Below are 13,955 nucleotides of genomic sequence, written 5' to 3'. Positions count from 1 at the left end.
ACGACGGCGCCCGGGCACGCGTCAAGCGCGTCGCCGCGGCATCGTCGTCACGACTGCTCGTCCGGCCGCACACCCAGCAGCTCGCGAATATGCGACAGCGAGCCGTCGTCCTTCACGACGCTCTCGAGCCACTTGTGCAGCGGCATGTCGGCCCATTCGGCGGCCTTGTCGGCGAGATACGCGACCGGGCTGTGCGGCTCGGTCTGGCGGAAATAGCGGGCGACCGCGCGCAACTGGTCGACGGCCTGCGCGCGGTTCTGGATACCGGCGATCATCTGCGGCACCGGGGCGCGCGGAACGGGCTGCGGCTGCACATGAGTCTCCTCGGTCTGAATCGGATTGCCGAACACCGGCTCGATGCGTTCGGACTGCGCCTGCGGCGCCGACTGCGTGTGCGGCGCGCTGCCCGTATAGCCCTGCTCGCGCGCAAAGCGCTCGGCGAGCCGGTACACGGTCTCGAACGCGTCGCGCGCCTGCCGGAAGCTCGGCGCGGAATCGCCGGCGCGTTCGACGAGCCGATCCTCGAACGCATCGAGCGCGAATTCGAACGCCTTCAGGTTTGCGAGCAACGCCGTGTAGAACGCGATCGACGTCACGCGCCGCGACGAATCGATCTGCTCGATCGACGGCTTGCCGCGTGCGATCTCGTCCGCGTGTTCGGGGTCGCGCTTGATGGCCTGTGCGACGTGCTGCGCCACTTCCCAGTCGAGCGTGCTGAACGCGTTCGATGCGCCGTCCGTCATCGGCACCGCGCGCAGCAGCTCGGCCGTGCGGCCGGACAGCCACGCGACGTTGCCGAGCCGGTGCTCGGTGTCGTCGTCCTCGGGCAGCGGGTGCACGGTGTCCCAGAAGTCGCGGCACAGGCCCTCGAGCAGCGCATAGCCTTCGGTGAGGCCAGTGATGCCGTCCTCGAGCGCGAGCGCCTCGGTCAGCCACACGGCGAGCCGCAGGTCCTTCGTGCGCGTGCGCAGCAGTTCGCCCGCATGGTCGACCACGAAGCCCCAGTCGGCCTCCTTGATCTCGGTCACCCATTCGCCCTGGTCGAGCGTCGGATCGTCGTAGCGCCGCGCATCCTGGATCGCGTCGAATTCGTTCGAAAACAGCAGGTCGTCGCCGCTGGGCGACGCATCGCTGATCGGCGTCAGCAGCTCGGGGAGATTGATCGGCATGGTTCGGTCAGTTCATCAAATGCTTGCGTTGCACGGCCGCGCTCATTCGACGGTGTACGTGAATTCGCCGGCCTCGTCCGCGCGCACCGCGATGCGCGCGATGGCCTCGCCGTCGGCGATCCGGCCAAGCACGTGGCCCGCGATCTCCGGCAGCAGCGTGCCGTTGAGAATGTGGTCGACGTTGCGAGCGCCCGAGTCGACCTCGGTGCAGCGCGCGAGCACCGCATCGACGAGCGATTCGTCCCATTCGAACGCCGCCTTGTGGTTCGCCTCGATCCGGCGGCGGATCCGCTCGAGCTTCAGCTCGATGATCTCGGCCAGCACGTCGTCGGAAATCGGGTAGTACGGCACGACCTTCATCCGCCCGAGGAACGCGGGCTTGAAGGTCTTGTACAGCTGCGGGCGCAGCGTCTCGGCGAGCGCGTCCGGATCCGGCAGCTCCTCGGCCGGCTTGTTCAGGCACGCCTGCATCACCGCGGCGGAGCCGACGTTCGACGTCAGGATGATCAGCGTGTTGCGGAAGTCGATCTCGCGCCCTTCCGCGTCGTCCATCGCGCCCTTGTCGAACACCTGGAAGAACATCTCGAGCACGTCGGGGTGCGCCTTCTCGACCTCGTCGAGCAGCACGACGGAATACGGGTTGCGGCGCACGGCCTCGGTCAGCACGCCGCCTTCGCCGTAGCCGACGTAGCCCGGCGGCGAGCCCTTCAGGCCCGACACGCTGTGCGCCTCCTGGTACTCGCTCATGTTGATCGTGACCATCTTGCGCTCGCCGCCGTACAGGATATCGGCCAGCGCGAGCGCCGTCTCGGTCTTGCCGACGCCCGACGGCCCGACGAACATGAACACGCCGCGCGGCTTGTTCGGATCCTCGAGGTTCGCGGTCGCGGTGCGCACGCGCTGCGCGATCGCGTCGAGCGCATGGTCCTGGCCGATCACGCGCGCGGCAAGCAGCGGCTGCAGGTTCAGCACGGTGTCGATCTCGTCCTTCACCATCCGGCCGAGCGGAATGCCCGTCCACGCGGCGACGATCTCGGCCACCACGTGGCCGTCGACCTGCAGCGGCACCATCGGCTCGCCGCCCTGCAGCGCATGCAGCGCATGCAGCGCGGCGACGCGCTCGGCGAGCTTGTCGCGGGTCGCCTGCACGTCGACCGGCTGGCCGTCTTCCGACGGGCCGCGTGCCTTGTCGAGCGCTTCGCGCAACGCGGTGATCTCGGCGACGATCGCGCGCTCGGACTCGTAGCGCGCTTCATCCTTCGCCAGTTGCTCGAGCGCCGTGTCGCGCGTGCCGCGCAGCTCGCCGAGCCGCTCGTCGTGCGACGCGCCGCCGGCCGCCTCGCGCTCCAGCGACGCGATTTCCGCGTCGATCCGCTCGATGCGCTTTTTCGTGTCGTCGATCGCCGCCGGCGTCGCGCTGTGCGCCAGCGCAACCTTCGCGCACGCGGTGTCGAGCACGCTGATCGCCTTGTCCGGCAGCTGGCGGCCGCTGATGTAGCGGTGCGACAGGCGCACGGCCTCGGTGATCGCGTCGTCGAGGATCCGCACGTTGAAGTGCTTCTCCATCAGGCCGGACATCCCGCGCAGCATCGCGGCCGCGAGCGGTTCGCCCGGCTCCTCGACCTTCACGACCTGGAAGCGGCGTGCGAGCGCCGCATCCTTCTCGAAATACTTCTTGTATTCGCTCCACGTCGTCGCGGCGATCGTGCGCAGCTCGCCGCGCGCGAGCGCCGGCTTCAGCAGGTTCGCCGCGTCGTTCTGGCCGGCCTGGCCGCCCGCGCCGATGATCGTGTGCGCCTCGTCGATGAACAGGATGATCGGATGCGCGCTCTTCTTCACCTCGTCGATCACGCTCTTCAGGCGATTCTCGAACTCGCCCTTCACGCTCGCGCCGGCCTGCAGCAGCCCCATGTCGAGCACGTGCAGCGCGACGCCGCGCAACGGCGGCGGCACGTCGTCGGCCGCGATGCGCAGCGCGAGGCCCTCGACGACCGCCGTTTTGCCGACGCCGGCCTCGCCGGTCATGATCGGGTTGTTCTGGCGGCGGCGCATCAGGATGTCGATCGCCTGGCGGATCTCGGCTTCGCGGCCGATCACCGGGTCGATCTTGCCGTCGCGTGCGCGCTGCGTGAGGTTGGTCGTGTACGTGTCGAGCGCGGGCGTCTTCGACGGGCCGGCCGCGGGTGCCGCGCCGTCAGCCGCCGGCGTCACGCCGTTGTCGTCCGCATCGGCCTGGCGCGGCTCGGCCTCGCTCGACCCGGCCACGATCTCGTCGAACTTGTGCTTCAGGTCCGTCACGTTCACTTCCGCGAACTGCGACGACATCCGCTGCGCGAACTGCGCGAGATCCGGCGCGGTCAGCAGTGCGAGCAGCAGGTGGCCGGAACGGATGCGGCCGAGCTGCGAATCGAGCGACGCGATCAGCCACGCCTGCTCGAACAGCGCGATCAGGTGCACGGAAAACACCGGCGTGCGCGTGTTGCCCGTCTTCAGGCGCGTCAGCTCGCGCTCCAGATCGGCACGCAGCGCATGCGGATCGACGCGGCTTGCGCGCAGCGCGAGCGGCAGGTCGCCCGCCGGCTCCTCGAGCAACGCGAGGAACAGGTGCTCCAGATCGACCTCGTAATGGCCGCGCGCCAGGCACGCGCTTGCCGCACGCTCGGTCGCGTGACGGCACAGCGGGTTCAGTTTCGTGATCAGGGTCTTCAGAGGCGTGCTCATGGCGTCGATCTCAGGTTCGTTGCGTGTTTGTTGTCGTTCGGTATCAGTGAATCACGTGCAGTTCGTAGCGGGCGTCGGTGCGGTCCTCATGCGCGTCGCGCGTGCACAGGAACGCATCCCAGCCGAGCCGCGAGCCCGCGCCGAGCACGCTCGCGCCAACCTCGGTGCGCTTGAGCACGAGCTTCACCTCGTATTCGAGCGTGACGCCGGCGAGCAGCGTCAGCATCCGCTCCAGCGCGACGGCGTGCGCGCCGCCGGGCAGGAACGCCTCGTAGTCGCGCTTGGACAGCGGGCCGACGACGATCCGCGCGCGCATGTCGCGCTGCCAGACGCGTTCGCCGACGAGCGCCGTCGCGCCGAGCACCGCGTTGACTTCGCCGAGCACGCTCAGTTGGTCGGGCGGCACGTCGTACCACTTGCCGACGAACTGGTCGATCTTCACCGGCACGCGGAAATAGTCGGACAGCGTGCGCTGCAGGTACGCAGCCGACATCGGCCGGTGGCGCGCGGCCAGCGCATAGCCGGCAACGGCCTCGTCGAGCACGCCGCCCACGCCGGCCGCAAGGCTGTCGCGCACCTCGTCGCTCGGCACGCCCGCGATCGCGAGCAGCAGCGGCAGATAGCGCTCGTCGCGGTCGAGCTCGTAATGGAACGGCAGCCGGTATTTCTTCCACGCGGCATAGAACAGCGCGGTCGCGCGGTTCGAGAACACGTCGAAGAATGCGCGCGCCGCATGGTCGCGCTTCAGGTGCTCGCGCGCAACGATCTGCTCGGTGTAATGCAGCGGCAGCGCGCCCTGCCCGCCGAGCAGCCCGAAGAACGCGGGCGTCAGCTCGACATGGCCGAGCTCGCCCGCCGCGAGCGCCGCGCCGCGCGCCTCGCCCGTCTTGAGCTGCGTGCCGTCGCCGTCGAACGAGCGCGCGCCTTCGATCTCGCTCGGCGGAAAGCCGAGCGACAGCGTGTTGCGGAATTCGATGCGCTGCGCGACCACGTCGCCCTGCCGCCACGCGCCGGGCGCATCCGACGCCTGCCGCGCGAACAGCCCTTCGAGCACGCGCACGGCCTGGAAGAACTCGAAGCGGTGCGGCTCGTCGAGCAGCGCGTCGACTACGCCAGGATCGATTCGCCGGTTCGGGGCTTGCATCGGATGATCTCCTCGCCGGTGCGCTTCGACACCACGACTAGTTGAACGAAACTGTTGAGGTGCACGTACAGCCCGAAGAAGCTGTCGAGCACGCGCACGAACGAGGCCAGGCTCGCGCCGACGAAGTGTTCCTCGTCGATCGTCAGGCGGATCTCGATGCCGCGCACGAAGGTGGCGAACGGCTTGCCGGGCAGCCACTGCACGGCGCCGCGCTGCTCGACGCCGGCGAGGCCGTCGATCTGGCGCATCGACACGGCGGTACGCCGCAGGTCGTACAGCGTCAGCATTTCCTTCAGCGGCGCGAGGCCGTGCGCGACCAGCGACACGTGATTGAGCGCGAGGTGCGACACGAGCCGCCAGTGCGCGGCGCGGCCGCGCTCGAAGCGCACGCTCTGCGTCGGGCGGCGCAGCAGCGAAATGCCGCTCGTCTGCGCGCCGCCTTCCTGGAACAGGTCGCCGCCTTCGAGCCCGAACGCGAGCATCGACGGCAGGTCGCGGTTCGTGCAGGTGAGGTCGAGGCTCAGCGTGTCGGTCTGCGGCGAGGTCGGCTCGAAATCGATGTCGACGATCGAGATCTCGGTTTCGTAGCCGGGGCTCTTCTGCGCGACCCAGTCGTTGCGGCGCGCGAACCAGTAATGGCCGATCCGCGCCGATTCGCCGTGATGCAGCGAATAGAACGGCCGGAACTCGATCACCGATTCCTCGTGCGCCTGCTGCCTGACGAGCTTCACCGAATCGATCGAATACACCTCGTACGCGAACGCGCGCCGCGCCTCGGCGATCACCGGGTAGGACACCGCGCGGTGCGTGATGCGGATCGGCTCGCCATGCTGGCGGAACAGGTTGACGATCGGCGTGCAGAACAGCCGGAAGTGGCTCGCCGACAGCAGTTCGAGCAGCCGCGCGACGTGCGAATCGCTGCGCACGTCCTGCAGCACGAGATGCAGCGTCGCGCGCTGGCAGCGGCCGCTCGCGCGCGCGATCGCCGCGATGTCGAAGTCGACGAAATCGAACTTGTCGGGGAATGCGAAGTATTCGGTGAGCAGGCGATACGCGGGATGCGATTTCGCCGGGTAGTCGATCAGCGCGTCGTCCTCGTCGAAGCCGGCATGCGCGATCGGCAGCTTGCGCAGCGCCGTCCAGCGGCCGTTGCGCTCGGGCTCGACATACGCGCCGAGCACGTTGACGAACAGGCAGTCGGTCAGCGCGGCGACGAACGACTGCTCGCCGTGCAGGTGCGCGCGCAGCGTCGGCAGCTTCAGCGCACCGAGATCGAGCTGCGCGGCGAGCGATTCGAACGTGATCGAGATCACGCCGGTCGCATTGGACGGCAGCACGGTCGCGCTCGGCGCGAGCGCAACCGGCGTGTAGCGCGCTTCCGAGATGCGAATCGGCGCGAGCGTCACGTCATAGGCGGTGCGGAACCGGCACTGCACGCCGCGGATCGGGCGGCTCTTCAGCTCGGTGCCGCGATCGATCACGACCGGCTCGGTCTGCTGGCCGGGTGACGCCGGCGTGAACTGCGCGATCGAGCACGACGGGAACGGCCGCAGGTAGTGCGGATACAGCACTTCCAGCAGCGCTTCGGTGAATTCGGGGTAATCGTCGTCGAGCTTCTTGTTGATGCGTGCGCCAAGCAGCGCGAACGACTCGATCATCCGCTCGACGTGCGGATCCTCGCAATGCTCGCCGGACAGCGCGAGCCGCGCCGCGATCTTCGGATAGCGTTCGGCGAAATCTCGCGAATAGCGCCGCAAAAACGATAATTCGCGCTCGTAATACGGCAGCAATTCTTCCATCGACGACCCCGAACCTCAATATTTCCTGCCGGACCTGGTCCACCACCGGGCGGTCCGGCCCGCTCGGCGGCTTGATTTACTGCATTCTGGCCGCGCGTGCGCGCGTGACCGAATACTGGAGCGTCGACGGCTGCAGCATCGCGTCGAAACTCACCGGCTCTTCGGCCGGGTGCACGACGAGCAGCGCCTGGATCGCGAAGTAGAGCGCGTTGGTCGCCTGCTCGTTCAGTTCGAACGTCACCTGAACCTGCTGCAGGCGCGGCTCATGACGCGCGATCGCCTGCTGGATCGACTTGCAGATGAACGCGCGGTCGTAGTGACTCGCGAGGCTCAGCCCCGCGAAATCGTTCAGCCCGTAGGTCAGCACCGACTTCTGGCATTCCGGCAGCGCGGCCAGCTCGTTCTCGGTGTGCGCGATACGGGTGTTGAGGATCGCCTCGACGTCGCGGGCGACCGTGTTCTTGAGCTCGTCCAGCGACAATTGCCGCATCGCTGCCGAGGCCGGCAGGTGCGGTTCGTCGTCGAACAGCTTGTCGAGAAAACTGGGTTCGAATCGTTTCATCGGCCGGCGAAAACTGCGAAAACGACAACGGGACGCCGTGCGCCCCGTTGCCGCAACCGACCTTAGACCGCGTAGGTCTTGTCGTTCTTCGTCAGACTCCAGGCGCCTTGCGTGTTGCCGCCCTGGTTGCCGCCGATCTTCTGCTGGGTTTGCTTCCACTGCACAGCTGCGTACTTCAGCGAGAACGTCTCGAGCGGCAGACCTTCTTCGCGAACGCTCGGGGCGATGCTCGAGATGATCACGTACTTGAGCTTGACTTCCAGATACTGCACGCGCTTGCCTTCACCGTCAGCGCGCGAGAAATGGACCGTCACCTCGTCGAACGTGGTGCCGCCCGAAGCGTGTTGGTACAGCAGCGGGCTCGACGAATCGATTTCCTTCGTGAAAATCATGTCGCCGTGCTCGCAACGCGTCATCGTGTGACCGCCAGCGGTCGATGCGGTTGCCGAACGCGGCTGAACGATCGAGTGATCCCATGATTTCAGTTCGATCCAGCCCTGGTGGTCCTTGTCCGCGGACTCGCCCTTCACCGCGGGACTACCAAACTGCAAGTGCATATGTAACATGGCCCTTCGACTCCCCAAAGAGGTGGTTTTAACGTCCTACCCAGGCGGCCCGCCCGGGCGATCTACTCGCTTATGAATTTGCCGGTTTGGGCAGATCAGCGACAAGTCGCAGAGAAATCGAGAGTTCGTCGAGCTGAAAATGCGGGCGCAGGAACGCGACCGAACGATACGAGCCCGGCTTGCCCGGAATCTCCGACACTTGTATGGATGCCTCGCGCAGCGGAAATTGCGCTTTCTGTTCCTGCGAGGCGTTGTCGTCGAGCAGGACGTACTGCGAAATCCACCGGTTGAGGAAAGTCTCCACGTTCTGCGCCGATGCGAAGCTGCCGATCTTGTCCCGCATCATCGCCTTCAGGTAGTGCGCAACGCGCGATACCGAGAAGATGTACTGAAGCTGGGCAGACAGGACGGCGTTCGCATTCGCGCTGTCGGTACTGTATTTCTTGGGTTTCTGCACCGACTGCGCAGCGAAGAACGCGGCGTAATCTGAATTCTTGCAATGGACGAGCGGGATGAAGCCGAGGTCGCTCAGCTCCTTTTCGCGACGATCCGTGATCGCGATTTCGGTCGGGCACTTCAGCGCGACTTCACCGTCGTCGGTCTTGAACGTGTGGGTCGGCAGATCCTCGACGAGGCCGCCGCCTTCGACGCCGCGGATCGCCGCACACCAGCCGAAGTCGTCGAATGCGGCCGTCAGGCGCGCGGCGAACGCCCACGCGGCGTTGCACCACAGGTACTTGTCGTGGTCGGTGCCGTCGACGTCCTCGACGAAGTTGAAGTTCTCCGCGGTCTGGCCGTCCTTCGGATTGAACGGCAGGCGGCCGAGGAAGCGCGGCAGCGTCAGGCCGACGTAGCGCGAATCTTCGGCGTCGCGGAACGACTTCCACTTCGCATATTCGACCGTATCGAACACCTTGCCGAGGTCGCGCGGCTTGCCGAGGTCGGAGAACGACTCGAGGCCGAGCAGCTCGGGCGACGCCGACGCGATGAACGGCGCATGCGCGGCCGCCGCGACGTGCGACATCTGCTCGATGAAGTACATGTCTTCCGGCTGGCGCGAGATCTCGTAATCGCCGATCAGCGCACCGAACGGCGAGCCGCCGAACGTGCCGAACTCTTCTTCGTAGACCTTCTTGAACAGCGCGCTCTGGTCGAACTCGCTCGCGCCCTTGAAGTCGCGCACGAGGTCGCGCTTCGGTGCGTGCAGCGCCTTGATCTTGATCGTCTGGCCGGTGTTGCTTTCCTTGACCAGGTAATCCATCCCGCGCCACGTGCTTTCGAGGCGCTGGAATTCCGGCGCGTGCATCACCGCGGAAAGCTGCGTGGAAATCAGGCGGTCGAGTTCCGCGACGCGCGCGTCGATCGTGGCCGACAGGTTGTCCGACACGATCACCGTGCCGTCGAGCACCTGGTGCACGAGTTCGCCGATCAGGTCCTTCGCACGCGCGTGCTCGGAATCGGATTTCGCGACCTTGCTCTTCTCGACGATGTCGTCGAGCAGCGAAGTCCCGGCGGCGTAATCCGCGCCGCTCGCTTGGGCCGCAGCCGTTTGCTGGTTCATCTCAACACTCCGTCGTCATTCGCCGTCTTTGTCGCCGCCCGTGCCCTTCGCGAGCTCCTGCAGCTGCTGCGTGTTCTTCAGCACCTCGGACAGCAGATCCTCGAGCTTGTCGTTGCCGGCGAGCTTGTTGCGCAGGTCGGCAAGCTTCGAGCGCGCCTCGAGCAGGCGGCGCAGCGGCTCGACCTGTTCGACGACTTCGTCCGGGCTGAAATCCGACAGCGAACGGAACTTCAGGTCGACCGCGAACTTGCCGCCTTCCGGGCTCAGGCGGTTTTCCACCTGGAACGCGGCACGCGGTTCGATCGCCTTCATCACGTCGTCGAAATTGTCGCGATCGATGTTGACGAACTTACGGTCGCGCAGCTTCGGCTGCTCGATTTCGGACTGGCCCGCCAGATCGCCGACGACCCCGACGACGAACGGCAGTTCCTTCACCTCGATCGCGTCGCCCTTCTCGACCTCGTAGGTCAGTTGGACGCGCGGCGGCCGTATTTTCTGCAAGCTTTTCTGAATGCTTTCTTTCTTGGCCATCTCGACGGCTCCCAGGTTAGTTGTGGTTATCGCGTCAGTTTGCGGTCAGTTGCGCAGTGCGCCGAACGGATCCGCGCTGCCCTTCGACGCCGGCGGCGTCGGTGCGGTAGTCGCAGCCGCCTCGGCCGCCGGTGCGGCCGCGACCTTCGGACGATGAACCGGACGGCGGCCGACATACCTCTTCGGTGGCGTCTTCTGCTCCGGCGGGAACAGCGCCGATTCGCCCAGCGTATCGCGCAGCTGCTTCGCGAGCGCCTGTGCGTCGGACTTCGCGTCACCCGCGAGCGAGGAATCCTGACGCAGCTCGCCAAGCGACTGCGTTGCGATCCGCAGGCCGGCCACGGCCAGCACGCTCTTCGCCTGACGGTCGGTCGCGTCGCGCTGCAGGGCTTCCTGCGCGGCAACGATTGCCTGACCGTAGTGGTTCTGCGCGAACTGGATTTGCGCGATGCGCGACCACGGCTCCTCGCGCGTCGGATCCGACTTCGCGAGCTGCTGATACAGGCCGAGGGCCTTGTCCTGGTCCCCCGCCTTCGCAACTGCGTCCGCATCCGCCAGCGACTTGTTGAACACCTCGGCAGTCGGCGGTGCGGGAGGCTGGCTCGCGCAACCGGCGATCACGCCGCAAGCCACTACTACCCCAGACAGTTTTGCGAAGAGACGGTCTTTCATCGTTATATCCACCGGCGCGTGAGTTTTAAATCGTTGAGAATCTGGTTCTTTTGCTTTGCAAGAAGCGCGCGGGTATAGTACCGATCAATTTTTCATAATTCAATCGTCGTGTGAAGAGTAATTCCTTTTAAAACCGGGCGCTACCCCCTCCAATGGCCTATCGCGGCGGGCTCGCAGCGATTTTTCGTTCGGCCGGAAATGGGCAAGTTTTACTGGTTCCGCGACGCGCCGCCGGGGTGGCGGCAAAATTTTCCTGGCGCCTGCCACGATGCGGGCGTGCTTAATAATTGAACAGTGCAATGCCGGGGATACGCAGCGAACGCGGAAATACCCGGCAGATTTGACAGGGATAAAGGCCGCACGCCGGATATACGATGAGATCGTTGATGATTCGCTACGCGCTGCCGCTGGTTGCCTGCGCGCTCCTGGCCGGATGCGCGGCCGCCCCGCTGCTCGGCTCGGCCGCGAGCGCCGTGATGTCCGCGGCCGGTATCGGCAAGCCCGAGGTGCCCGACGCGCAGAAGCCGCCGCGCAACCTCGGCATCACGCTCGCCGCCGCGCCGAACCTGAACGCCGCGACCGACAACAAACCGCTCGCGCTCGTCGTGCGGCTCTATACGCTGAAAGACCCGACATCGTTCCAGCAGGCGCCGTTCGACGCATTTACGGATCCGACCAAGGAAAAGGCCGCGCTGGGCGCGGATTTGCTGAACGTGCGCGAAATCACGCTGATTCCGGGCCAGCGCTATACGGCGACCGAGAAGGTTTCGCGCGAAGCGCAGGCATTCGGCATCGTCGCGCTGTTCCGCGATCCCGCACTGCAACGATGGAAACTGACGTTCGACCCGGTGAAGTCGGAGAAATCCGGCATAATCATCGGCCTGCATAATTGCGCGATGACGGTCACCGACGGCACTGTCATCGCACCGCAACAGGGTGCGCCTTCGCAACCGCTGAATTTGCTTTCTTCGGTCTCCTGCGGTTAAACAATGACGCACGAATGTCAATTAACAAGAGTTAACAATTGGCGATTTAATTCGGGCACGAACAAATCGATTACATCGCAACGCGACATTAACCGGATTTGACATGAGTTATTCGGCCAAGGTGCTGTGGGGGGAAGGGCTGTTCCTCCGGCCTCAACACTTTCAGCGACAGGACGCGTACCACGAAGCGCGCCTGTTCGAATCGATCCAGGCGATCCAGCCGTACAACTGGGGCGTGCGCTCGGTGCGCATCGACCGCGATGCGCTCGGCAGCAACGTGCTGCGGGTGGCCGAGCTCGCGCTCGTGTTCCCGGACGGCGCGCTGTATGCCGCGCCGCAGGCCGACGACCTGCCGCCGCCGATCGCGCTGGACACGCTGCCTGACGGCATCAACGAATTCGTGTTCTATCTCGCGCTGCACCCGCTGCGCGAGAACGGCACCAACTACAGCGACGATCCGTCCGCCGGCTTCATGACGCGTTTCGTCAGCGAGCAGACGAGCGTCGGCGACAACTTCACCGACGCGGCCGAAGCCGACATCACGTTCCTGAAGACGCAGGTCAAGCTGATCGCACACAGCGAGCCGCGCGACCAGCTGCTGTCGGTGCCGCTCGTGCGCGTGCGCCGCACCGCGACGTCCGGTTTCGAGCTCGACGACAGCTTCGTGCCGCCGTGCCTCGCGATCGACGCGTCGCCGATCCTGCACCAGCGGCTGCGCCAGCTCGTCGACGCGCTGCAGGCGAAAGTGAACGCGCTGTACGGCTTCCACCGCGAGCCGTCGAAGAACATCATCGAGTTCCGCTCGGGCGACATCGCGTCGTTCTGGCTGCTGCACACCGCGAACGCCGCGTTCGCGACGCTCGCGCACCTGCACCAGCACTCCGCGCTGCATCCGGAGCGGCTGTTCCAGGAACTGCTGCGCCTCGCGGGCCAGCTGATGACGTTCTCGAAGGGCTACTCGCTCGCCGACCTGCCGGTGTACCGCCACGACGATCCGGGCCCGAGCTTTGCCCGTCTCGACCTGATGCTGCGCGAGCTGCTCGACACCGTGATCTCGACGCGCTACTTCGCGATCACGCTGGACGAGGTGCGCCCGTCGTTCCACCTCGGCCGCCTCGATTCCGGCAAGATCGACGACAAGACCGAGTTCTACCTGGCCGTGTCCGCGGACATGCCGAGCGTCGAGCTCGTCGACGCGGTGCCGGCCCGCTTCAAGGTCGGCGCGCCCGACGACGTCGACAAGCTCGTGCTGTCGGCGATGCCCGGCGTGCGGCTCTCGTACACGCCGCAGGTGCCGCCCGCGATTCCGGTCCGCCCCGGCGCATGCTACTTCGCGCTCGATTCGCGTAGCCCGCTGTACGAGCGCATGCTGCAGGCCCAGTCCGCGATGATCTATGCGCCGACTGGCATCAATGACCTGAAATTCGAACTGATCGCGGTCACATCATGAGCTACGCGCCTTCCCTGTTCGGCGACAACGCGCCGGCCCCCCTGCATACCCCGGCGTCGACGGACGCCTCGTTCCAGGCCCGTTCGCTGCTCGACCTGCTGTACGACGGGTTCTTCATGCTGTTCCTGCTCAAGAACGGGCGGGAGCCGGAAAGCGCGGGCGAGTTCAGCACGCGGATCCAGGAGTTCCTGTCGGATTTCGAGCGCGGCGCGAAGAAGCTGAATATCGCGGCTGAAGACGTGTACGGCGCGAAGTTCGCGTTCTGCGCGGCGATCGACGAGACGGTGCTGTCGTCGCAGTTCAAGATCCGCACGGACTGGGAACGCCGGCCGCTGCAGCTCGTGCTGTTCGGCGAGCAGCTCGCGGGCGAGAAGTTCTTCCAGTATCTCGAGGACTGCCGCGCGCAGGGCGCGGCGCGGCTGCAGTCGCTCGAGGTGTTTCACATGTGCCTGCTGCTCGGGTTCCAGGGCAAGTATCTGCTCGAAGGGCCGGAGAAGCTGGCTTACCTTACCGCGCGGCTGGGGGACGAGATCGCGCATATGAAGGGCAAGCGGGCGCCGTTCGCGCCGCATTGGCCGTTGCCGGATCAGATCGCGCACCGACTCAAGCGCGAAGTGCCGGTTTGGGCGATCGGGGCCGTGTTCGCGCTGGTCGCGCTGCTCGGGTATCTCGGGCTCAACACGTATCTGAAGGACAAGACGCTGCAGGCGCTGGCGCCTTATTCGCAGGTGATCAAGGTCGGGCCGGAGTCGGCTAATTTGACGATTTCGTTGCCTTGAGGGGTGCTGGTTGTT

General features: G+C 65.9%; 12 protein-coding genes. 3 read left to right on the top strand and 9 right to left on the bottom strand.

Going from position 1 to position 13,955, the window contains the following annotated elements:
- Positions 1-47: 47 nt before the first annotated feature.
- From tssA to HWX36_RS31125, 9 genes are all read right to left on the bottom strand, one after another.
- Positions 48-1,169: a type VI secretion system protein TssA gene (gene tssA / locus HWX36_RS31165; protein ID WP_175957672.1), complete on the bottom strand. Its 1,122-nt coding sequence runs from the start codon at positions 1,167-1,169 to the stop codon at positions 48-50.
- Between the two features lie 42 nt (positions 1,170-1,211).
- Positions 1,212-3,890 (bottom strand): type VI secretion system ATPase TssH, encoded by a 2,679-nt coding sequence (gene tssH, locus HWX36_RS31160; RefSeq protein ID WP_175957671.1) that lies wholly within the window; start codon positions 3,888-3,890, stop codon positions 1,212-1,214.
- Positions 3,891-3,933: 43 nt separating this feature from the next.
- Positions 3,934-5,034, bottom strand: a complete 1,101-nt coding sequence (gene tssG / locus HWX36_RS31155; RefSeq protein WP_175957670.1) for a type VI secretion system baseplate subunit TssG — start codon at positions 5,032-5,034, stop codon at positions 3,934-3,936.
- Complete coding sequence (gene tssF, locus HWX36_RS31150) at positions 4,998-6,833, bottom strand: type VI secretion system baseplate subunit TssF (protein WP_175957669.1); 1,836 nt, start codon at positions 6,831-6,833, stop codon at positions 4,998-5,000. The genes tssG and tssF overlap by 37 nt, the downstream gene beginning before the upstream one ends.
- A gap of 76 nt (positions 6,834-6,909) precedes the next feature.
- A complete protein-coding gene (tssE, locus tag HWX36_RS31145) occupies positions 6,910-7,395 on the bottom strand; it encodes a type VI secretion system baseplate subunit TssE (RefSeq protein WP_006477092.1) in 486 nt (161 codons plus the stop codon).
- A 62-nt stretch (positions 7,396-7,457) separates the two neighbouring features.
- Complete coding sequence (locus HWX36_RS31140; RefSeq protein WP_006477093.1) at positions 7,458-7,961, bottom strand: type VI secretion system tube protein Hcp; 504 nt, start codon at positions 7,959-7,961, stop codon at positions 7,458-7,460.
- Positions 7,962-8,031: 70 nt separating this feature from the next.
- Positions 8,032-9,522, bottom strand: coding sequence for a type VI secretion system contractile sheath large subunit (gene tssC, locus HWX36_RS31135; protein ID WP_011350759.1), 1,491 nt, complete (start codon positions 9,520-9,522; stop codon positions 8,032-8,034).
- A 15-nt stretch (positions 9,523-9,537) separates the two neighbouring features.
- Positions 9,538-10,053 carry a type VI secretion system contractile sheath small subunit gene (gene tssB, locus HWX36_RS31130; protein WP_006484395.1) on the bottom strand — a complete coding sequence of 172 codons (516 nt, stop codon included), beginning with the start codon at positions 10,051-10,053 and terminating at the stop codon, positions 9,538-9,540.
- A 45-nt stretch (positions 10,054-10,098) separates the two neighbouring features.
- A complete protein-coding gene (locus HWX36_RS31125) occupies positions 10,099-10,725 on the bottom strand; it encodes a tetratricopeptide repeat protein (protein ID WP_175957668.1) in 627 nt (208 codons plus the stop codon).
- A 374-nt stretch (positions 10,726-11,099) separates the two neighbouring features.
- Between HWX36_RS31125 and tssJ the strand changes: the two genes are divergently transcribed.
- The 3 genes from tssJ to icmH all read left to right on the top strand — a co-directional run bounded on the left by tssJ (position 11,100) and on the right by icmH (position 13,940).
- A complete protein-coding gene (gene tssJ / locus HWX36_RS31120) occupies positions 11,100-11,711 on the top strand; it encodes a type VI secretion system lipoprotein TssJ (protein ID WP_011350757.1) in 612 nt (203 codons plus the stop codon).
- A 103-nt stretch (positions 11,712-11,814) separates the two neighbouring features.
- Positions 11,815-13,161, top strand: a complete 1,347-nt coding sequence (gene tssK / locus HWX36_RS31115) for a type VI secretion system baseplate subunit TssK (RefSeq protein WP_175957667.1) — start codon at positions 11,815-11,817, stop codon at positions 13,159-13,161.
- Positions 13,158-13,940, top strand: coding sequence for a type IVB secretion system protein IcmH/DotU (gene icmH / locus HWX36_RS31110; RefSeq protein ID WP_175957666.1), 783 nt, complete (start codon positions 13,158-13,160; stop codon positions 13,938-13,940). Before tssK ends, icmH begins: the two co-directional genes overlap by 4 nt.
- Positions 13,941-13,955: the final 15 nt, after the last annotated feature.

The organism is Burkholderia sp. BCC0405 (assembly GCF_902833075.1).
Taxonomy (GTDB): domain Bacteria; phylum Pseudomonadota; class Gammaproteobacteria; order Burkholderiales; family Burkholderiaceae; genus Burkholderia.
Note: the sequence above shows the minus strand (reverse complement) of the source record. Positions and strands in the feature narration are given on the sequence as shown.